We start from the raw sequence: 20,971 nt of genomic DNA, 5'->3' as shown, positions 1-20,971 counted from the left end.
AAAGAAATGGAGTATGCCGATCCAAAACTGGCGGCTGGCGATGAGTCGTTTTATTATCGAGTTCGGTGACCGCCTGAGCGCTCACCTTTAATACGATGGCAGTTACACAGAATTATTTACAGGGTCGGAACAGTGGCAACCACTATAACGAATGTTCTTCATCACCCATGCGATTTGAACACAAATTTCAGCGTTCACCTGTCTCAGGCACAATAGAAAAGAAACAAAATCTGCCTACGCGCAATGGAATGAATGCAACCCTTTTATGTGATGAAAGAGCGTGTGGATAAACTAAAAGTATTTGCTTAGTGACAGGCAAGTGAGAACGATATGGCACAAGGCCAAACCTCACCATCGTGGCGACACGAAGCGCGCGGATGAAATCAAAGTGATTGATTACGTTTGACATACTCCACGCCCTAAATGAACTGCACCCCAAAAGTTGGACACTAACTGAGTAAGGTGCAATTTATGGGGTGCAGTTCATAAAGGGCGAGGTTTTACGCGCAACTTGATAACTCTCGTCATTTTTTCGCCCCACCTTCGCCCGGTCTTCGTTCTAGGTTACCTCTAAGTTAAGTTACTCCAGCAACTGGTTGAGCAGCGCCGTCAGCTGGTTGAAGATAAACGCCGTTTTGTGAACCGGATAATCAACACACATAAACAGTATTATCCTCAGCCCTTGGAGTGGTTCTCACATCGGAGTAGCTTACTATTGTGTGAGCTGATTACACGCTGGCCCAGTCTGCAACAACTGAAACGAGCCAGGCGCGACACGATCCGCAACTTTCTCAATGCCAAAGGTCGGAAGGACGGGGCATGACTGCACACTGGGTAAACCAATTTATCCACCCTCCAACGGATTAACGGGCGGCGCAAAGTATTCTGGCGACGTCGGTGACCGTCATTCCCTGATGCAGCATCAGCATGGCAATGAGATGTCCGGCATGATTTTTATCGAGGGTTTGCTGTGCTTCTTAACGCATCAACAGTCGTTCTTCATCAGGGATAGCTGCTATGATCGGCATCTCTCAGTCCGGTTGGTGGTTTGTTTCTTTTTGGCGATTAATCAGATCGCACAATCCGGGCTGAGTTCCCTCTAAGTGATCTACTATTTTGCGAAGCTATTTAGCACTGTTTAAATGAGGGATATAAATATCACTTCCCATAATTGAGGTATGAGATGAACAACACAGTTTATGATGCATTTCGTTGTTTGAAATTATTGTCCTCCGGAAATCGTGCTTTAGGTATCAGGGAGATGGGGCGGACTTTGGAATTGGATTCAGCAAAAGTCACTCGGTTGATGCAGACTTTATTGTCACTGGAGATGGTGGAGCAAGATAAACGAAAAAAATATAGCCTAGGGATGGGTATCCACCAGCTCTCTGCCCGTGCGATACATAACTCAACCTTTTATAGCGCAGTGTTGGGAATGCTAGAGGAAATTGGTAGTCACTCTGTTTCTATTGTTGTTGGTATATTAAGCGGGAAGAATGTGACGTATTTAATCCATACCCGTGGTGGGAAAAGTATCGCCCGTGCTATCGGAAATTACGAGTCCTATCCGATTCATGATTCAGTCATTGGCATCAAACTACTCTCTGCCATGAGTGATGAAGAAATAGTCGCTCGCATTGGAGTCCATGACCACAATTTGTTGAAAAATGATATACAAGAGGCAAGGCGACATCAGGTATTTGAAAAAGTATACAGCCAGACAGATTACCGACTGGCCTGTATTATTCCTGGCATGCAAGCAGCCATAGCATTGTCTAATATTCAGGGTGACAAACTCAATATTGATAGTTTTCGCCAATTTTTAATGACTGCAGCACAGAAAATCAGTAGAGAATCATTTCCCATTCTGTAGTAACTGCTGGCAGCGTTCAGCCGTAGTCGCCACACTTTGCCCACAACGGTAGAGTGCAGAACCAATTCCTACGCTGTCGTAATACTGTAAATAATCGGATGCATTTTCAATATCAACACCCCCCACTGCGCAGAAGTGGCTTGCTTGTGACAGCGGGCCCTTGATCAATTGGGGATAGTTAACCGGCAGCGCCGCAGCAGGGAAAATTTTCAGCACATCCACTCCCATCTCACAAGCCGAGAATATTTCGCTACTGGTAAAAACGCCGGCACAGATATCCAGACCATGACGCTTTGCAGCCGTGACAACACGGAAATCAAGATTGGGCGTTAAAATAAATCCTGCTCCGCGTAAGGCACTGGTTTCTACCTGCTCAGGCGTGAGCACCGTCCCGGCTCCCACTCGCACCCGTTCGCCAAACTGGTGACTAATCTGTTGCACACTCTGATCCCAGCCAGGGGAGTTGGTGGTGATCTCCACCGTATTGATACCATATTCCAGGAGACAGGCGACATGTTCTATCGCCTCCTCTGCGGTGATCCCCCGCAGAATGGCGACGACTTTTGCACTATTGATCATCGCGAAAAACCTCATTCAGTCCGGCAATGATTGTGGTTTCAGCTTCAAGGGTGGTGCAACTGACAGATAGCACATCGCAGGCCTGGCGATACAGTGACAACAAGGTGCGATTGCCGATAAAGCAGATACTTTCACTCTCTTGCTGCCCGGTCAGGATTTCGTAGCCAATAAGTAAACCTGAAAGGTAGCTTGCGGCATGGCGTGGCTCTATGGCACCAAGAATATATCGCCCGCGGCTACGAAATAGCTCGGTAATAATATCACTGGCAGGGTAATCAAAAGATTGCGCAGTGTTGACCCCGTCGATAAATGCCGACGTGGAATCTATTTGTTCGGGCAGACCTTTACCCACCACTGAATGGTTAACAACGAAATGATAAAGTTCACCGGTCATGAGGGTGCGTAAGCTCTCAACCTGCTGTTTCGAGCGATCAACGGTTATCCATTTACTGTGCGTCCCCACGGCGGCGAAGCGGCTGGCATCGGTTAACGTTAATGCGCCCGCGAGTTGCATCTCCTCACCCCGGCACACTTCATTAACGCGGCGGTCGCATATACCCGGGCGCAAAGTGAGGGGATTGGAGAGTACACCCTTAAGCTCGCGACCTTTGCCAAGTAAGGCGGCAAAACTGAGTGGCAGCTCCAGGTATCCGGCATCGGCAATGCCGATATTACTGCCAATCATGCCACACAGAATAACAGGGAGCTGTGCGTCCCAAGCATCCTTTAGGCGCAGCAATTGCTGGCGCAGAATATCAGGCAACTGCTCGCGCTGGCATTTTCCCACCCCGCACGTGTCTTCAACCATGCGTGTGACGACGCCATTACGTACACTCAGCGCGCGGAAATTACTGGTACCCCAATCTACGGCAATGTAGTTCATTGGCTCGCTCCGAAGACTGCCAGTGGCAATGCAGCAGTGAGATTTTGCAGTTCATCCCGTGTGATATCATCTATCGGTTTTGCCGGTTCGCGAACGTAGTCCGTGGCAAAAATGCCAGCTTTATGCAAAACGGTTTTGTGGATGGCTACGCCAATACCCGGTTGAACCCCATAACGCAGGAAGGGAAGATAGCGATAAAATTGCGCCTGTGCTTCCTGTTCATTGCGCGCAAAGGCCCGCAGAATGGCATTGATCACATCGGGAAACTCGCAGGCAGGCATGGTGCCAATCACGCCGCGGCGAAGCTCTTCATATAAGAAGCCGGCATTGAGCCCACCAAACAAGCCGACGCTATCACCGAGGGCATTTTTGAGCGCTGTGATTTTGAGAGTGGTCGGCGGTTGTTCAACTTTAATGTATTTGATTGCGGCAAACGCCTGGCAAAGCTTGACCAGCGTGGTGACCGGTATCGTCACCCCGGTCATCATCGGCGCATCCTGGATCATTATTTCTATATCGCAGGCATGACAGATGTCGCGATAAAAATGGAAAATCTCATCCGGGCCGGGTTTAACCACTGAGGGTGGGTTGACCATCGCCACCTGAGCGCCCCATTGCTTAACGCGATTAATATCCTCGATGGCAACGGCTGAGCTGGCTCCTCCCGCAGCAGCGACCAGCGGCAAGCTTCCGGTCAGTCGTTTTACACAATGGAATAGCGCTTCTTTCTCTCCACTGGTTAGCGCATAGCCTTCTGAGGCATTGCCAAACAGCGCCAGGCCGTCAATACCCTGGCTCAACAAGAACCGCACCAGTTTTTCAATTGAAGTGAAATCAACGTTACCTAGCTTATCAAATGCCGTTGCCAGAATTGGCACATTACCCTTTAACATGTTGCCCCCATGACATATTCACGAACACGTTCTTCATTAATTTCAATACCCAGACCGTGGCCTTCAGGTCTTTGGTAATGTCCCTGCTCACACACCAGTGGTGTGGTGAGTAGCTGATTAGCAATGGCAAAAACCGGTGGCTGGTACTCCAGCATAAAGAGGTTAGGGATCGCGGCTGCAACCTGGATTGAAGCGGCAATGCAAGGACCTAAGCCGACGCTAAGATGAGGCGCAACCTGTAGATTCCAGGCTTCAGCCATGGAAGCAATGTGCATCATTTCACTGATGCCGGTACGGCCAACGTCTGGTTGCAGAATATCGGCAGCGCGTTGCTCGATGAACGGCTTAAACTGATAGCGAGTGCGCTCGGTTTCTCCGATCGCGATAGCGACGGGACTTTTCGCCCGCAATTCACGGTGACCCGCAATATCTTCAGGCAGGAGCGGGGCTTCAAGGAAACCGACTCCTAATGGATGCAAGGCAGCTGCCAATTCAGCGGCTTGCGCCACACTGTAATTCCAGTGGGCATCGAGAAAAATATCAGCGTCGTTGCCCAACGTTTCACGAATCCCGCTCACATTTTCGATGTCTTCCCGTACCCCATAGCCCAACGCCAGTTTGAAGGCATTAAAACCTTTGTTTTGCCATTGCTTCGCAAGATGACAGCGGGCAGGTAGATCGGGTTCGGGCAACCCAGAGACATAGCAAGGAATTGTCTCGCGATAAGCGCCGCCGAGTAATTGATAGACCGGGAGTTGCAGGATCTTGCCTTTCAGATCCCACAAGGCAATATCCACCGCGGCGATAGCATCAATGTGATAGCCAGTAATATGGCCACGGTCGCGCATGGCATCGTACATTTTAGAGTTCAGTACCCCACTGGCGAACGGCGACTGGCCAATCAGTAACGGGGCAAAAAGATGGTTAATTACTTCGGCGATCACCTGAGGTACTACCGGTGCCAGCGCCTCTCCCCAACCGACATACCCTTCATTGGTCGTGATCTTAACCAGGCACGTTTCCATTTTTCGCGAATAGACACAGCGATACTCCGGGCGATAGTAATAATCGCTGTTGTGACCTTCAACACTCCCTCCAAGATAGGCTTGTTGTGGCGTAATTTTCAGCGGGAAACATTCAATATGGCTTATCTTCATTGCGACTCCTGGGCACATTAATCCAAAATTTTTCCAGCGGTTTCTTTAGCAAACCAGACGGCGATAAACGAGATTGCGGCAGTGATCATCACATACCATGCAGGGGATAAGGGGTCACCGGTTAGGGTGATAAGGCTTGCTGAAGCCAATGGTGTTACACCGCCAAAGACAGCGACAGTCAGGTTATAGGCGATGGCAATACTGCCGTAACGAATTGCGGTCGGGAACAGTTCGACCATAGCTGCGCCGCAACCCCCATTAAACATGGCGACAAAGACGCCGAGCATGCTCATCGCCGCAATGGACGAGCCGACTGATCCCTGGCTCATCACCAGCATTGCCGGATAAGTCAGTAAAATGAATCCGCCACATCCCATCAGCATCAGTGGCCTGCGTCCCCAACGATCAGATAGATAGCCGGTGAGTGGCATACAAATTGCGACGCTGAGCAGCCCGAGGGTGGTAATTAAATAGGAGTCGGTACGGCTGTAATGCAAATAGGTGGAGAGATAACCGGGCATAAAAGATTGCAGAACCCAGCTACTTACCGCTTTAACAATCACAAATCCTGTGCAGAACAGAAGGGCAGACATCGAAGTTGAAAGAGATGTGCGCAAAGGTGATTTTTCAATCTTTCCGGCGGCTTTAAGTTTATGAAACTCAGCGGAGTCCTCCATGTTACGGCGCATATACAGGCCACCCAGACCTAATGGCGCTGCTAGCAGAAACGGAATGCGCCATCCCCAGTCGTTCATCACTTCCTCACCTAAGGTATGGGTGAGTAAAAGAACCAACCCGGAACCGCAGACAAAGGCCAAAAAACTGAAGTTTTCACTCCAGCATGTCAAGGTGGCTCTGCGGTGGGGCTGTGCGCTTTCCGCAAGATAAGTAATCACGCCAGAGCTTTCGCCACCGGCGGCAAACCCTTGTATCAGACGGGTGAATACCAGTAAGACTGGCGCGATTATGCCTACCTGGTGCCAGGTGGGTAAAAGTCCCATTATAAAGGTCGAAATTGACGTGATCACAATGACCGTGACCAGCACTTTACGCCGTCCTAGACGATCGCCCATCGAGCCAAAGAACAGCCCGCCAAGCGGTCGCATCAAGAAGCCAGAACCGAAAACAGCAAAGGATTTAAGCAGTGCAATTGCCGGGTCGCTACTGGCAAAAAAATTGCTCGCGATAATGGTGGCTAATGTTCCGTAAAGTCCAAAATCAAACCATTCAATAAAATGACCGATACCGGCCGACAGCATGATTTTAGCTGTGCGCCGGGCTGGCACTTTTTCTCTCGCCCCGCTGTAGTCTGTGGCGTATTGGGTCTCTGTATTGTCCATATCAACTCCCGAGGGTAGGTAGGGGCTCAGTCTTGGTACGACTTTTTAATAGGTATAGGACGAGTATATTGATTAGATCTCGGGAGATGAGATGGACTGTTGGAATAGCGAGATGAATCAAAATTGAAATGAATTTTTGCTTCATATAATGAAGCAGTTGCAGTTGAGATAATATACTGGGCTCGTATTACTAAGAGTTACCAAAACAGACAGGCATGATCATGTTGGTTACATCCCTATGATCTTGACCCGCTATATCGAGAAAGTTTTGCATATATGCCATTGTTATATAAAGAATCTAGTATTCCGTCACGCATCTGCTGGTTTCTGAACTAAATAAGCAGAACCGTTGTCCTTCAGCGACTCGAATGATTGTTCTGGAAAAACTCTAAAGCTGTGGCCAGTTTTTGTTGACCACTTCAGGTTTGCCCTGGCGGGAGATACCGCCGGAGTGATCAGCATGAATGTGCGTCAGCAGGACTGCATCGATGCTGTCCGCCGGATAGCCAGCGGCAGCCAGATTTTCAAGCAGATGACCGCCATTGTGGCCAAATAGATCGCCTGCACCGGCATCCACCAACACGCGTTGCTGGCCGTTATCAATAACGAAGGCATTGATTGAGGTCTCTGCCTGCGGTGTCAGGGAATCCAGCGCCAGTTGCTGGCGCAATTTAGCAGTGGAAATATGGGTAAGTAATTTATCCAGTGGAATCGTCACTGTGCCATCGGAAATGGCAGTGATTCGTAGCTTGCCCAGCACCATGCGGTAATAGCCCGGTGCTTGCGTATCCTGAGGGGTCACAGGTACAGGCGCAGCTAACGCGTTTGCGGAGAGCACCAGGGTGGTCATCAGAGTCAGCAAAAGTTTCATTTTATCCTCGATAAGTTCTGTTATTTCAGTTCGGACGACAGTATCCTGCCGCGAACAACATCATTCAAATTGATTAAAATAATGAATACTATCAGGGAAAATGATTTAAACCGGGTCGACCTTAACCTGCTAATCGTGCTACTGGTTCTGCATCGGGAGGGGAGTGTTTCACGCGCAGCCAGCAAGTTACATCTGGGCCAGCCTGCGGTCAGCGGCGCGCTGTTAAGGTTGCGCGAAATGTTTAACGACCCACTGTTTGTGCGCACGGCAAAAGGGATGGCACCGACGCCACGCGCGCAAGCTCTGTTTACGGCATTACTGCCGGTGATGGAGCAAATGCAGGAAGTGATTTTTAAGGTACCGGGTTTTTCCCCCGAACAGGACCAGCATACGTTTCGCCTCGGAATGAGTGACTGGGTCGAACGCTGGCTAATGCCAGGAATGATGGCAGATATCGCCCGAACGGCACCCGGTATTCGCTTGCAGGTCAACGCGTCCGATCCCTTCCAGGATGGTGAACAGGTGCAGCAGGATAAGGTCGACGTGGCGATCTCCGTCGTGGAGCAGGTACCCGCCGGAGTGATACGAGAAATGGTTACCCGGATGAGTTTTTGCACGGTGTGGCATCCGTTTCAGTTGTCCCTCCAGTCGCCGTTAGACCTCGATGTCTATAGTGAGACAGACCATCTTCTGGTCTCCTATCGCGGTGCAAGCAGCAGCCCAATCGATCAGCTTTTGGCTGACTGTGGGCGTAAAAGAGAGGTGCGCTACGTCTCGCCAAATTTCTCATCTTTACCACTGTTGTTACAGCAGATACCGGCACTGGCTACTGTGCCACACGGGCTGGCAGCAGGCTGGAAATCCGATTATGGGTTGCAATTCGCTGATGTCCCGCTCAAAGTTCCACCCTTTACGCTCTCTCTACTCTGGAACAAGCGTCGCGACAACGATACCGCATTGCGTTGGTTGCTGGAGAAACTGCGCGTACGCATGCAAAGCTGAGAGGTGCTCTGAGGGTGAGTTTGAAAACGGAAAAAAGTGAGTCAGGGAAGCAAACCTTCTGAAATAAATACCCTCAGTCGGTTAGTCAATGTACCCGCTATGGGCGATCGCGCCGTCATGACTGTTTAACCTGCTCCCCCTTAAACTAAAATACCATTGACCAGCTCCCCACAGATTGATGCAGATAGATGTGGAGTGCCCCCGAACCGGTAGACAGTTCCAGTCCTCACGGCGAGGCCTTTTCGAAGGCCTCAGGGCTGACACCACCAACATCAGTATGTCACAACATACGCACTTATTAGTTCATCAGATAAATCGTGATATTTTACATTTAAACCGGCCACCAGGCTTTATCCATGTCCAAATTATGTTACCGTATTGTTAATTTTCGCAAATTACCCTTGTACCGGAATTAAAAAATGCAATCAAAATACGTTTTTGTTGACACGGTTCCACCCGCAGAAGATTTCTGCCGTTTACGCGTAATTGCCGGCTTAACGCCTCGTCCTCTTGAGGCTGCGAAACGCGCACTTCCCGTAAGTTGTTACGGGGTGCACATTGAGTGTGCTGGGCATATTGTAGGGATGGGGCGAATTATTGGCGATGGTGCTCTGAACTTTGAGATTGTGGATATTGCTGTTGACCCAGAGCATCAGGGAAACGGTCTGGGACGAAAAATCATGCAGAATTTGATGTACTGGTTTGAACGACATGTGTCAGAAGGTGCCTATATTACCCTCGTAGCTGATGTTCCAGCGCTATATGAAAAATTCGGTTTTAAAAGCGTTCGCCCAAAAAGTGAAGGTATGGCCCTGGTTTTGGGACGGTGAAGGTTGCTGTGCTCTCTATTGATTAAAAACGGCGCTAATAGTAACTTCCGCTTCTGGCGCACTGCAGTCAAGTTCCAGACGCTGAAAGTCTGCTGTGAGCGAAAAACGGATGCCCCTGTTGAAAGATGAACATGAATCTTATAAGGACTTCTTCATAAATATCCGGCTTGTACTCTCCGGCTCGCAGCCAATACGCCCAAATTCCTCCCAACCGTGCTTTTTGTAAAAATCAGGAGCCTGAAAGCTTATCGTATACAAAAATGCAGCTCTGCAGCCCCTTCTTCGCCCTTCATCCTCGAAACGGTTGAGGATATCTGTACCAAGCCCCATTCTCCGCAGCTCCGGCGGAAGATAGAAAAGATCTATAAAAAGGAGACCCAGTGACGAACGTCCTTGCATTCCTCCAAGTACTTCACCAGTTTTAGTCGATTTTATTAATACAGATAATGGTTTACGGTCACTTATTCCCGTCATTAAATCGTTGAAATGATTAAGCCCTTCTTCAATAGGTAATGATTGTTCCGCATCAGTGTTTTCACAAATCTCAAAACTTATCTCTTCAACCGAGCCATCCATTTCAAAAGTCCTATTTGCTGGATAAATAACTGTTTAAATCTACAGTTGTAGAGTCGAATTTCAAGCCTTTTATTTTCTGCTTTGCTTTTCTACTTGTACAACTGAGGCATCAACGTCCGCTCCTGGTACGAAGCAGCCCAAAAGGATTTTATTGGGCTGCTTCGTACCAGAAGCGGAAGTTAAGATATGCACAGAAGATTTGACAGAACGTTATACCTGTATATCGCAGCATGAGTCTAAGACCGGTGACACGATGTGTATGAACGAGACCTCAATGTTTCAAGCTATCATGAGCTTAGATGTAAGTTTGGGTATTAGGCTCATTACATTTTTCTAATCTTAAGGAAATGGAAGTGAAAATTAATGCATTTGCTATTCTTTTAGCCTCTCTCTGCGTATTACCTGCAATCGCAGATGAGCCTGCTAGTTCAAAACCATTGCCAAAACTTGAAAACGGCTATGCGGGTTTATTGTGTGGTTACTTCGATGGAAAACCTCCAAGCCCCGAACTTGTTAGCCAAGCGGTTGCCAGAATTAAGCTAATGACTAAAAGAGACAAGGCTTACATTCCCTTCTCAGCTAATCGTGTAGCCAAAGCATACGCGTATCGAGATAGAGATCACGGCGGCGACTGCTGGGCTAATGTTCAAGACGAATATTGGAAACCTAAAAATCAACCAAAATAAGCAAATTGTTGATCTCTTATATAAGATCCAATTGAGGTGCGTTGACCTGCCCCCAATAAACCAACATACCGTGATGTAAGCAACATCCGCTCCTGGCACGAAGCAGACATGCTAACGAGGTAAGATGTCCGCTCTGAGCGAGGCGAGGAAGTTGGTAGCTGTTCTAAACACGGATAATGGCATTACTTAAATTGCTGTGTGCTAATCAACGGGGGGCAGGGCAACTGCGGTTCGGTGCTGGGTTAAATGCAAAGTTATGTTTTTCCTCGGTGAGGGAGTCAATGCCCCCAACCGTTGATGTTCCGATGTGTACCTGTATCTCGAAATCTTACCAACCACACACGTTATTATCTTCCTCCTCATCATAACCGCGTACGATATTAATGAGTTCTTTAACAGCGTCAGCAGCCACTGCTGGTGTGGTCAGCAGAGTCTGCGTAGAAAAATTTCTATCGACTGAAATACCATTATTATTATTGGTAACAGTTAGCGTACAGGCCTCAGCGGGCCCTAAACTGTCCACCAGCTCCGCCACGGCCTTACTCGCTATGCCTGATATATAGAGTGACATCGGTTTCAAAAATACTTTTTCCGCAGTGACCTGCGTTTTTCGCTCAGTCGCGGAGAGGGTGTAGCCTCTGTTCTCTACAGCTATTTCCATTTTTTATTCCTCAAGCAGTATCTGCGGATCAACAAAAAAATCGACGTTAAACAAAACATCCGGAGTCAACGCTTCGATGCAATGCCAGGTCTCAGGTGGAAAAATACCAAACTGACCTGCACTCATTGTCAGCGTCTCGGAAGGTACAGGGCTGTCTTTATTAGCAAAACCGCAATAACGAATCACACCCCGCATCACGCAAAGGCGTGGATAGACGCCTTGCCGGGTACCTTTATCAAGATGTCGGGACCAGATAGCCGGCGGGGCGGTGTCTCTTGTCCAGAAGGGGGTGCTTCGGGTATGAACGTAATTGGGAGGGATCACGATCGGTTTCATCGCTTATTGCCTGTTCAGACCGAAAAAATCTAGATGGAATACACTGTACTCAGTCATGGGCATAATCGTATGCCAGGTCTCGGGAGGGATGACGTCAAAAGTACCGGCTAAAATCTCGCGTTCATCGGCAGGGATCAAGGTGTCTTCATCAGAAAAGCATGCGTATTTTATTGCCCCAGACATGACAGAAAGGCGTACATATATGCCTGCTTCAGAATGGTATCGTCCTGGAGGGGCCTGCGGTGTGGAAGGTTGATCCCAACATGCTCTTGCCCGGAGTTGACTAAAGTTTACGGGGATATAATGCCTCATTCTTTCCGACTCCTGTTCTGGATGGGAAGATCTACGTCAATATGTTAATGCATATTGAGTAATGGCTTATGACTCATAAAACTCTCTGTATTTTATTCCTCAGAAAAATCAGATGTGCTGAAAAATTCATCTGGTTTACTGTATATTGACATAAAAGGGTAAAGCATCAGCGTTGACCAATAGCAGGCGATGCATTGATGGTAGTTATTAATAATAAATAGGTGAATGTATGCCTATATTAGAATCTGATGATACATATATATAGAATTACTGTTAATAAAATGCTGTAGCAGGATGAGAATAATCACAGAGCTCTTGATTCATTTTAGTCAGGATGAGAAGGGGAGCCCTGCGATTAACTTGCGTCGCCATGTATCTGACAGGACACATCATCTTATTTCTTCTGTGAGCAACAGGTTATGTAATTCAACTTCTGCCGCTGTGCGCGGAAAAAGCGGAACATGCCCAGAAAACGCGCACGGTTTTCACGGTTCTTCAGCCCAGTACAAACAATTCTGACAGCCCGTAAAAATCCTTCATCTCTGATGAGCCCTCGTGGTGACATAAGAGACATCGCACCATGTTGTGTTTGAACGGAGACAAAACCCGCCTTCAGAAACAACGCCTCCCACTCCTGCTTTCTCATCGGGCTAACATTCGATTTCACGACTTCTTGCAAGTCGTCATCGGCAGTTTGACTGAGTGTTTCATTCGTCAGCATAATATCGTGGGTGAGCAATAGACCGCCATGTTTCAATACCCTGCAATATTCCCGGACCAGCTTTGTTTTGGCTTTATCTGCGTACATCGTCAACATAGCCTCGTTGATGACAACATCAAAAGTGTTATCTGGGAAGGGTAAGCGCGTGGCGTTGGCCTCGATGAGTTGAATTTTTTTGCTCAATCCGGCTGCGTGGATATTGGCCTGGGCAACCCGCAACGCGCCTTTATCCATATCAATAGCATAAACGTGACAGCCGAAGCGTGAAGCCAGTTCAAGGGAGGTTGTCCCTCTATTGCAGGCCACCTCGAGAACCTTAGAATCTACGGTTAAATTGGCATGAGACATGAGCCATTCGGTGGCTTCTTTACCCCCCGGGCGTAAACGGGTTTTCCCCAGACTGGCTAAAAAGGTGTGACCTGCCTTTGTGCTGTCTGACATATTCAGTCCTTATGCGTATTTACAACTGTCCCTAGACCGGAACCTTCCAGCTGAACTTGAGGATCCGCAAAGAAATCGATATTGAAATAGGTGTCATCTGTCAGCAGCTCGATACGGTGCCATTTCTGCGGAGGCGATATACCGAAAGTGCCCGCTGTAATAATGATTTCCATATCGGGCTCTGTGGCTTCGCCATTAGGGAAGCCAAAATACTTCACAGCTCCTTGCATGACCGATAAACGGCCATACACACCTTCCTTAGTATTATGATGTGTAAACAGGGGCTTGGGAGCGGTGTCTTTGTTCCAAAATGGGGTTGAACGTGTATGAGTAAAATATTGTGGGATACGAAGCATAGTGCCTCCTCAGCAAACGGGGTCGGGTCTGCGAGTATTAAAGCACTTTAAATCATGCATTCCCACATAAACATGCATTTAAAATGCATGTTATAAAAATATTGATATTTATCAATTGCATGTACGAATATTTCATTCTTGCCGGTCAAAAAATAGGATAAGATCGCATGGTCTCTTATCCCGGCATGAAACAGGGGCTGAGTGGCGAACTGTATATCACCTTCACTCACTACCGCCACGCGATCAATTACGTCTGCGTTGAAGAGTTCTGGGTAAATGCTGACGTTTTTCCGGGCCGGCCCTATGCGGGCTTTTTTATAAGGAAAAGATCGTGAATCAGGTAAGTTAGATGCGCCGAAATGGGCGACACTGCCCGGATCGCAGTTCAGCATTTTGGTGCTCCCGGGATGTTCGTTCAAAATTCATTGCGCGGTAAGACTGACGTTTTCAGCCGCTACGTGCGACATGGTTTTGCAATATCAGCAAAACCAATAACTCATTCAGCGCAGAACGGTATACTGAATTTTCGCGATGGGCTCGAAGTTCATGTCATTGATTATATTAGTATAAAATGGAGGTGGTTATCACTGTTCTCCCTTTCATTTCATTCTTCGGACTCCAGAATAAGAAAACGCCATCCATCAGAATGACGTTTGACAGGTAATGTTCGTCAATTACCACTGATCGCGGTAATCAAAAGACACCTGGTAATCGTATTTATCAGGCTCGATTTTATGGATCAGATATTTCTGTAGGTAGGGCACCCAGGCAGGAATAACATTAAAACCACCGTTGTTGATGATGTTTTCCTGTGGACTAACAGTCTCTTCAATGATGGTATCATCGTCCCCTAAGTCGGGAGAATATTCCTCCCCAACGAAATCTTCATTCACTTTATCAAACCAGGTTAAATTAATTTTCAAGCCCATAATATATTCTCTTTATAGGTATTTTTTTTGATGTTGCGTTTAGGCGCTGCGAATAGTAGGTCAAGTCCGACAATCCGCCTTAGAAATCACTGCCAGCAAACTTTCGTCTACTGGCAGTGGTTAAAACATAATTATCAGGAAATGTTAATAATTATTTGATGCCGTATTTTTTCTCGGTCAAAAATTTGGGTTCTTTCCAGAGGGGACCTTTTTTGTAGCCTCCTTTCTTATTAGATGAGATGAGTCCTTGCTCACTCATTATTTTCACTATTTTGATAAGTTCTATATTTGAAATAAGACCATTACTGAACGTTGTTGTATACCCATCCAATCGTGGATGGGCAATCCCTTCTTCATTTCGACCTGACAAAAATAAAACTATGTCTTGGATTGTTTCATGTTCAAAAAGTTGCTTAAAATTTGTCATAAGTATCACCTATAAGTTTATTCGCCACCGGCTTTTATGGCTTCTGGGGTATATAACAGAGAACGGTCGCTGCTTAACTAATAGTCTTCTAGCGTCGCTGTATGAGCATTATTCCAAGTAGCCCCATTATCTTCAGGTGAAAGTCCATCAGTTACATTGAGCGCTCGATAACGTTCCAGTTCTCTAATTTCATGAGTATAAAATCGTTTATCGGTATCGGTGGTTTCCATTTCTCCATTCAATATTTTCTCCAGACGGTCGATCATTACTTTGTTTTCAGGTGTCTGTTCAAAACGCCCCTTATGCAGCTTCACCTTATCTATCCCGGCGCGATCAATGCTGGCACTTCTCCAGTCAAGGTTCTGAATGGGACCGCCGGCCTTGTCGGTGTTGTAATCACGTCCGCTGTATTTCCCCTTCGCATTGGTCTCGCCGTAGGGGTTGCTGAACATCACGTACACCGGCTCGACGCCCGTACCCGCCGCATCCAGACGCCAGTAGATGAAGTCCTGCAAACCGGCCATGTCTGCTTCGTGGGTAACGGTGGTGACCAGCGTATCCACCGGCTTCACCTCTGTCCCCGTATGCCACGGAGTGACCGGAACCGGGGAGCGGTTGCCGGTGTCAGCGGGCGACACCGGGACAGGCACAGGATTAATCAGGACGGTCCGGGGCGGCAGTCCTCCGACCGCGGGCACCGTGATACGGTCCAGGCCCGTTGTCTCATCCCGTACGGCCTTCAGCACCGGCACCGTTCCGGGCAAACTGCCTTCGCCCGTTTTTAACAGCCTGAGCGTCAGCCGGTCATTCTCCAAGGCCAGCACCTGTTGTAAATCCAGGGTGGTCTGTGCCCGCTCGCCTGCGGGAGCATTATCTTTGCAACAGTGCAAAAAAGAAGCCCGGCTTTAAGCCGGGCTGAAAAAGTAAGAGATTTTGGTGATTAGGCTTTCCTGAAACCTGGCTTGCCGTTTATGGTGCGCCACTCTTTCACTTCTTTGATAACAGCTTCAGGACTCCCATCATTATTGCCTTCCGGGTAATAAATCAGATCAGAACCACTAGGGTGCCCAATAATACTGATAAAGTTTTCGAGGTTATCATCCTGCGTTTTTTCATCACCCTCACAATTGATGATAGCTTCAATAAGCTTTTTGAACTCTGTTTCAGAGTAATCACTAATGCTGTATTTATGTTCCATTTTTACTGTCCTCTGTGGATATCAATATGGCGCTTCGGCGTGGTGATACGGAGGTTGTCCATATCATAGACACCACCGTCCTGACTGATTGGTTTGTCATGGTGAAGTTCAAATGAGCGACGTCCACCAACTGTATCTTTATACCTAGTCCGCGGAGCCAATCCTTGGCTCATACGTTTTTTATTACCGGGGTTAAATTGCTTGTTTAATGCTGGATCTTTACTCACCTCCTGCCAGAAAGCCTTGCGGAACGCATCAAAATTCGAAAATTCGCGGCCGTGCAATTTGTCAGCAATCTGCCTAGGAATAGGTGCACCCAGCTTTTGGCTTGCTATATTTAACCAACCTTCTCCGACAATATCTCCTTTTCCGCTAACTTTGCCCGGCATATATCGCGGGTTGTTGAACATTACATATATAGGATCAACGCCTGTTCCCGCCGCATCAGGACGCCAGTAGATAAAGTCCTGCAACCCGTCCATGTCTGCTTCGGGGGTGACGGTGGTGACCAGCGTATCCACCGGCTTCACCTCTGTCCCCGTATGCCACGGCGTGACCGGAACCGGAGAGCGGTTGCCGGTGTCAGCGGGCGCCACCGGGACAGGGACCGGATTAATCAGGACGGTCCGGGGCGGCAGTCCTCCGACCGCGGGCACCGTGATACGGTCCAGGCCCGTTGTCTCATCCCGTACGGCCTTCAGCACCGGCACCGTTCCGGGCAGGCTGCCTTCGCCCGTTTTTATCAGCCTGAGCGTCAGCCGGTCATTTTCCAGGACCAGCGCACCGCGCAGCGGCAGGTTTGCCGTGGAGGCACCGGGCGTCAGGCTCACGCCGCTGCCCTGGACCGCGCTGAGCGGATAAGAGAACAGGGCGGGGACGTCACGCCCGGGCACCTTGTCGCTGCCTTTACCGGCCTCCGCCGGCCAGAATCCCGCCACCACCACGCCCAGGCGCGGACCGAGGGCGTTTACCGTTGCCGCGCGTTTAAGCTCGGCCCAGCCTTTGGACAGCGCGTACAGGATGTCATCCGCCAGCTCCATGGCACCGCTGCCGGCTGCCGCAAACTGCGCCGTGCCCGGATGCCCTCCCAGCACCATGGCGCCAGGCGCGCGCAGGGCAGTCTCCGCCGCGCTGACCATCTGCGCCGTATAGACGGGGGCGGGGTGTACGCTGGCCCGGGCCATCAGCTCCGCCGTGGCCTTGCGCAGCCGTGCTGCCGCGCGGGCTCGGGCATCCGCTTCCGCTTTGGCTTTCGCGTCGGCCGCTTGTCTGGCCGCGGCCTCCGCGCTGGCCTGACTGGCGGCCGCGGCGTCTGCCTGCGCCCGCGCCTGGTGTTCCTGGCGCAGGGCGTTCAGCCGGTTTTCTGCGCCGGCCTTGTCCCGCTGATACTGCTCTGCCCGCTGCTGGAGCTGGGCGGCTTCGTGACGGGCCTGCGCCGCCGCGTTGCGCTCGCGGTTGATGTCATTTTGCTTCGCATCCGCCTGCGCCTTGACCGCGTTCGACTGTTGCAGCATCGTCGACCCCACGCGGAAAAGGGGATGGTGGCCGTCATTCATGACGCCCTGATTGACGAACCGCTGGTAGCCGTCAAAGAGCTGCTGCTGGCGCTGGCGCAGGACATTTTGCTCGTTCTGCAAATTGTTGGCCGCCCCGTCGTGGGCACTGGCGCGCCCGTCGGCAGAGGCCTTTTGCTGCACCGCGATATTTATCTGGTACTGGTATTCATCAATCTGGCGCTGGACCGCCGCTTCCTGCTGTTGCTCCAGCTGCCGGCGGGCCGCGGCCCCCGTCAGCTGTTGCTGCCGCGCGGCGGCTTTCTCGCTGTCAGGGCGATATTTCTCCGGGACGAGCCCGCTGCGGATGCGGTCGATATCCTGCTTCGTGCGCTCAGCCGCCGCGAGGAGGGCCGCCAGGTCCTTCTTATCGCCGGCGATAAGCTGCTCCGTGGCCGCTTTATCACCCTGGCGTTTTGCAATGTATTGCCTGGCCTGGTTGACGTCCGCTGCGCTGCGGGGCCACCAGACGCGGCCGTTATTGAGCATAATGTCGGCCTCAATATAGAGTACGGCATTTTCCTCGGCGGCCATTCTCGCCTGCAGCTCCCGGGCCAGCGCCTGTTGTAAATCCAGGGTGGCCTGCGCCCGCTCGCCCGCGGGGGCATTATTTTTTCCCCTTAGGCTGATTTCTGCATTCAGCCGCTGGTTCTGCGCATGGGTGAGCTGCTCATCAAGCGCGACCTGTTTCTTGTGTGCGTCGTCCACCGCAATGGAGAGCTCCTGCTGGTGGATTTGCGCGACGCTTCGGGCCATCGCCAGGGCGTCCACGGTCTGAGAAACGGAGCCGGGGCGAAAGACGAGGGACATGCCCAGGCCGCCGTTCAGTGCGTTCAGCTTGCGGCTGAAATCGCCGCTCACGTAGCCCTCAACGCCGAGGGTATCTTCCACGGAGCCCGACATATCCAGGTCCCGCTGCCAGTCCACGCCGTTACCATCGGGGTGATGGTAGTAACCGGCGGCTGTCATTTTGTCTGCATCAAGTGCCATATCCTTATCCTTGGTTCATACGGTTGAGTGTAAATACTGTAATTACATACAGCACTCACACCGTACTCTCGGTCCATGAGGAGATCAACGTAATGATAAGCATTATCATTTGTGATGTCGATGGCACAATAACAAAAGCATAAAAAAGTGCATGTCCGGGCTTAAGCGTGGTTGCAAGGATGAGGGAAGCTTACGTGGGAACAGGTAAAACAGGAGAAAGTCAGGCGCTATAGGATTAGGGCCCAATCACCGGGAAATGCCGCTCTAACATGCGTTGAGACGAAGTGGTGCATCCGTATCAGCAGGCTAGGCACAGCATCCTGCATCACCAAGACACCGGTCAAAGCATGTGTTGCAGGGCAGATTGAGAGTGCGTTAGCATCCGGCCCCAGGCCATCGCGTACTGGCATTGAAATGCAGGCAACACGCCACAGCCGTAAAAGCGCCCACCTATCCCTCGTATCCTCGGGCTGAAAACGAAACACTTCATGGCGGAAGATAAAGGATATTTAAGGGGGTATGTGAAAAAATCCGCTGCCCGTGCGTTATTCAACAGCTACCGTCAGAGAAGAGTGTAGGAGTAGTAAGAAGGGGGAAGTCAGGCACGGGAAATAAGCGGGCATATAATCATCCGTCGATAAAAATAAAAATGCCACAGAAACACATTTGTCGAAACAAATGGAATTCTGTGGCATTTTAACTACTACACACTATAAGTTCCTGGTGTTGGCTAATGTTGCCACCTAACTCTGCGGTCAGGTTTTTTTTGCTTATTACTTCTTATGCGGGGATTATACGGGGGGAGACGCATCCGGATAGTTGTACTAAGGTGTAATAAGGCACTGTACTTAGTGACAAAAACTCTACGAAAATCAATAGGGAAAGGACGTTAGACAGGAGAGGTACAAGCATGCATTCTCGTGTAAGAAATGACCAGAAAATAATAGAAACGTTACGCGACTATATCGAGAGAAAATTAGTTTCGTACGGGCCTTTGAAATATACTTATATGGTCATTAATAAGAAGAATCCTACTAATATCTTTGTGGTGACCAGTTATCCCGATGAATGGGTCAGTATCTACACCACACATAATTATCACCATATCGACCCGGTTGTGCTCACCGCGTTTAAACGCGTATCTCCCTTCGCCTGGGACGAAAACCTGACGGTGCTGTCGGATTTAAAATCATCAAAGATTTTTTCGCTCTCAAAGAAATTCAGTATCGCCAATGGGTTCACCTTCGTGCTGCATGATCACAGAAACAATCTGGGCATGCTGTCGCTGATCATGGAGGCAGGAGACGAGAAAGGGCCAGAAAATAAGGTGGCGCAGGACATGGACCGGTTGCAGTGCCTGTTGATTAAAACCCACGAAAAAATGCTGATGCTTAACGAAAGCGCCGCAAGATCTTCTACGGGACCCGCGGTGAACAGCGGTAAGCCCATCTTTTCCGCCAGAGAAAACGAAGTGTTGCATTGGGCCAGTATGGGCAAAACCTACGATGAGATTGCCCAAATCACCACTATCACCACCCGCACGGTGAAATACCACATGGGAAATGTGGTCCGCAAGCTGGGGGTCATTAATGCCAAGCAGGCAATCCGGCTTGGCGTTGAGCTTGAACTGATTAAACCTGTTCTGGTGTCACCTGCAAAGACATAGGCCATTGGCACAGCGCTGTGATGTCTGACTCTGACTGGTCGCTGATCCTTTTTGCGAGCAGGTGTTGGTTATGGTGGTCTATCGGAAGGCGCAGAAGATATATGGGTTCATTGTCACTGACAAACCCTTCCTTAATCACCTCAATCTCCCAACCTGACCGTTTAGCAATCGTTAACATGGCGCGGCTGACAATGGTGTAAATCCCGGTGTGTCCATGATGACGTGCGTAATTAATCATCGACAGAAAAAGGACATAACTTATCGGGTACCTGCTGCCCAGCCATGCCTTTGCCCGGTTCTTATCGACAAAGAAACGGCTTGATTCGATATAATCACCTTCCGGTAATTTCACGTCACCAAATAAACGTTGGAACGTATGCGTTATCATATTCGGTAAACGCAAATCAATGAAACGTACACTGCAGACCAGCTGATTATCATAAATTCCCAGCATGTAGCGGGTATCTGAATTATCAAACCGGTCGAACTCCATATCGTTACTGCAATTAACGGCCCAATCCAGACGGTCTTTAAAAGTTTTTTTCCTCAATTTGTAAAGGTCTTCCGAACGCCTTTCCGTCAGGTCGTTGTAACTGACATCAAAAATTTCTAACATTTTCTTTCCTGATAATGAGTACGGTCGAAGATAAGGTAATTTCAATCTGTCCTGATTATTGCAATAAATAATCGA

The 20,971-nt window shown here is 49.3% G+C and carries 23 protein-coding genes and 3 pseudogenes; 6 read left to right on the top strand and 20 right to left on the bottom strand.

The features are described from left to right. Positions 1–574: 574 nt before the first annotated feature. Positions 575–799: pseudogene (locus tag J1784_RS02990) on the top strand (IS110 family transposase); the annotation flags it as partial. A 67-nt stretch (positions 800–866) separates the two neighbouring features. Here the strand turns inward: J1784_RS02990 and J1784_RS02985 are convergent. Then, positions 867–1,028 (bottom strand): annotated as a pseudogene (locus J1784_RS02985) (IS630 family transposase); the annotation flags it as partial. A gap of 155 nt (positions 1,029–1,183) precedes the next feature. Here J1784_RS02985 and J1784_RS02980 point away from each other — a divergent pair. Continuing rightward, on the top strand, positions 1,184–1,873 hold the full coding sequence (locus J1784_RS02980) for a helix-turn-helix domain-containing protein (protein WP_119824764.1): 690 nt from the start codon (positions 1,184–1,186) through the stop codon (positions 1,871–1,873). Here the strand turns inward: J1784_RS02980 and J1784_RS02975 are convergent. The 6 genes and pseudogenes from J1784_RS02975 to J1784_RS02950 all read right to left on the bottom strand — a co-directional run. Further along, positions 1,856–2,452, bottom strand: a complete 597-nt coding sequence (locus J1784_RS02975; protein WP_119824762.1) for a bifunctional 4-hydroxy-2-oxoglutarate aldolase/2-dehydro-3-deoxy-phosphogluconate aldolase — start codon at positions 2,450–2,452, stop codon at positions 1,856–1,858. The genes J1784_RS02980 and J1784_RS02975 overlap by 18 nt on opposite strands. Beyond that, on the bottom strand, positions 2,442–3,335 hold the full coding sequence (locus J1784_RS02970; RefSeq protein ID WP_095925583.1) for a 2-dehydro-3-deoxygalactonokinase: 894 nt from the start codon (positions 3,333–3,335) through the stop codon (positions 2,442–2,444). The genes J1784_RS02975 and J1784_RS02970 overlap by 11 nt, the downstream gene beginning before the upstream one ends. Beyond that, complete coding sequence (locus tag J1784_RS02965) at positions 3,332–4,228, bottom strand: dihydrodipicolinate synthase family protein (protein WP_120508693.1); 897 nt, start codon at positions 4,226–4,228, stop codon at positions 3,332–3,334. Before J1784_RS02965 ends, J1784_RS02970 begins: the two co-directional genes overlap by 4 nt. Further along, positions 4,222–5,385: a mandelate racemase/muconate lactonizing enzyme family protein gene (locus J1784_RS02960; RefSeq protein WP_217147950.1), complete on the bottom strand. Its 1,164-nt coding sequence runs from the start codon at positions 5,383–5,385 to the stop codon at positions 4,222–4,224. The genes J1784_RS02965 and J1784_RS02960 overlap by 7 nt, the downstream gene beginning before the upstream one ends. Before the next feature lie 17 nt (positions 5,386–5,402). After that, on the bottom strand, positions 5,403–6,725 hold the full coding sequence (locus tag J1784_RS02955) for an MFS transporter (protein ID WP_217147949.1): 1,323 nt from the start codon (positions 6,723–6,725) through the stop codon (positions 5,403–5,405). A 409-nt stretch (positions 6,726–7,134) separates the two neighbouring features. After that, positions 7,135–7,596, bottom strand: a pseudogene (locus J1784_RS02950) (MBL fold metallo-hydrolase); the annotation flags it as partial. 81 nt (positions 7,597–7,677) lie between these two features. Here J1784_RS02950 and J1784_RS02945 point away from each other — a divergent pair. Together J1784_RS02945 and J1784_RS02940 are read left to right on the top strand one after the other, a co-directional pair. Continuing rightward, positions 7,678–8,598: a LysR family transcriptional regulator gene (locus J1784_RS02945; RefSeq protein WP_217147948.1), complete on the top strand. Its 921-nt coding sequence runs from the start codon at positions 7,678–7,680 to the stop codon at positions 8,596–8,598. A 419-nt stretch (positions 8,599–9,017) separates the two neighbouring features. Next, a complete protein-coding gene (locus J1784_RS02940) occupies positions 9,018–9,428 on the top strand; it encodes a GNAT family N-acetyltransferase (protein WP_217147947.1) in 411 nt (136 codons plus the stop codon). A 138-nt stretch (positions 9,429–9,566) separates the two neighbouring features. On the opposite strand, the gene J1784_RS02935 is transcribed toward J1784_RS02940, so the two are convergent. Further along, a complete protein-coding gene (locus J1784_RS02935; RefSeq protein WP_217147946.1) occupies positions 9,567–10,004 on the bottom strand; it encodes a GNAT family N-acetyltransferase in 438 nt (145 codons plus the stop codon). A gap of 353 nt (positions 10,005–10,357) precedes the next feature. Between J1784_RS02935 and J1784_RS02930 the strand changes: the two genes are divergently transcribed. Further along, positions 10,358–10,690, top strand: coding sequence for a hypothetical protein (locus tag J1784_RS02930; protein ID WP_217147945.1), 333 nt, complete (start codon positions 10,358–10,360; stop codon positions 10,688–10,690). 328 nt (positions 10,691–11,018) lie between these two features. On the opposite strand, the gene J1784_RS02925 is transcribed toward J1784_RS02930, so the two are convergent. The 11 genes from J1784_RS02925 to J1784_RS26415 form a co-directional block, all read right to left on the bottom strand. Continuing rightward, the gene (locus J1784_RS02925) at positions 11,019–11,345 is read right to left on the bottom strand and encodes a DUF1869 domain-containing protein (protein WP_217147952.1); all 327 of its coding nucleotides are present in this window, start codon (positions 11,343–11,345) and stop codon (positions 11,019–11,021) included. A gap of 9 nt (positions 11,346–11,354) precedes the next feature. After that, positions 11,355–11,687, bottom strand: a complete 333-nt coding sequence (locus tag J1784_RS02920) for a TehB family protein (RefSeq protein ID WP_217147944.1) — start codon at positions 11,685–11,687, stop codon at positions 11,355–11,357. A gap of 3 nt (positions 11,688–11,690) precedes the next feature. Next, positions 11,691–11,999, bottom strand: coding sequence for a TehB-like domain-containing protein (locus J1784_RS26855; RefSeq protein ID WP_217147943.1), 309 nt, complete (start codon positions 11,997–11,999; stop codon positions 11,691–11,693). Between the two features lie 394 nt (positions 12,000–12,393). Continuing rightward, a complete protein-coding gene (locus J1784_RS02910; protein ID WP_119824740.1) occupies positions 12,394–13,161 on the bottom strand; it encodes a class I SAM-dependent methyltransferase in 768 nt (255 codons plus the stop codon). A gap of 2 nt (positions 13,162–13,163) precedes the next feature. Next, the gene (locus tag J1784_RS02905; protein ID WP_119824738.1) at positions 13,164–13,517 is read right to left on the bottom strand and encodes a TehB family protein; all 354 of its coding nucleotides are present in this window, start codon (positions 13,515–13,517) and stop codon (positions 13,164–13,166) included. A 47-nt stretch (positions 13,518–13,564) separates the two neighbouring features. Further along, positions 13,565–13,909: a hypothetical protein gene (locus J1784_RS02900; protein ID WP_217147942.1), complete on the bottom strand. Its 345-nt coding sequence runs from the start codon at positions 13,907–13,909 to the stop codon at positions 13,565–13,567. A gap of 282 nt (positions 13,910–14,191) precedes the next feature. Further along, positions 14,192–14,446, bottom strand: a complete 255-nt coding sequence (locus J1784_RS02895) for a colicin E3-like toxin immunity protein (protein ID WP_119824734.1) — start codon at positions 14,444–14,446, stop codon at positions 14,192–14,194. Positions 14,447–14,597: 151 nt separating this feature from the next. Then, positions 14,598–14,873 (bottom strand): hypothetical protein, encoded by a 276-nt coding sequence (locus tag J1784_RS02890; RefSeq protein WP_217147941.1) that lies wholly within the window; start codon positions 14,871–14,873, stop codon positions 14,598–14,600. A gap of 77 nt (positions 14,874–14,950) precedes the next feature. Then, a complete protein-coding gene (locus J1784_RS02885) occupies positions 14,951–15,763 on the bottom strand; it encodes an S-type pyocin domain-containing protein (RefSeq protein WP_217147940.1) in 813 nt (270 codons plus the stop codon). 50 nt (positions 15,764–15,813) lie between these two features. Then, positions 15,814–16,071 (bottom strand): bacteriocin immunity protein, encoded by a 258-nt coding sequence (locus J1784_RS02880; protein ID WP_217147939.1) that lies wholly within the window; start codon positions 16,069–16,071, stop codon positions 15,814–15,816. A gap of 2 nt (positions 16,072–16,073) precedes the next feature. Next, a complete protein-coding gene (locus J1784_RS26415; RefSeq protein ID WP_238485364.1) occupies positions 16,074–18,614 on the bottom strand; it encodes an S-type pyocin domain-containing protein in 2,541 nt (846 codons plus the stop codon). A 910-nt stretch (positions 18,615–19,524) separates the two neighbouring features. Between J1784_RS26415 and J1784_RS02865 the strand changes: the two genes are divergently transcribed. Further along, positions 19,525–20,280, top strand: a complete 756-nt coding sequence (locus tag J1784_RS02865; protein ID WP_120509895.1) for a helix-turn-helix transcriptional regulator — start codon at positions 19,525–19,527, stop codon at positions 20,278–20,280. Here J1784_RS02865 and eagI read toward each other — a convergent pair. Beyond that, positions 20,246–20,896 (bottom strand): acyl-homoserine-lactone synthase EagI, encoded by a 651-nt coding sequence (eagI, locus tag J1784_RS02860; protein WP_217147938.1) that lies wholly within the window; start codon positions 20,894–20,896, stop codon positions 20,246–20,248. The two genes, J1784_RS02865 and eagI, sit on opposite strands and share 35 nt — an antisense overlap. Positions 20,897–20,971 lie beyond the last annotated feature (75 nt).

The sequence above is a fragment of the Rahnella ecdela genome, assembly GCF_019049625.1.
GTDB classification, from domain to species: domain Bacteria; phylum Pseudomonadota; class Gammaproteobacteria; order Enterobacterales; family Enterobacteriaceae; genus Rahnella; species Rahnella ecdela.
This window is presented reverse-complemented; position numbering and strand designations above follow the sequence as displayed.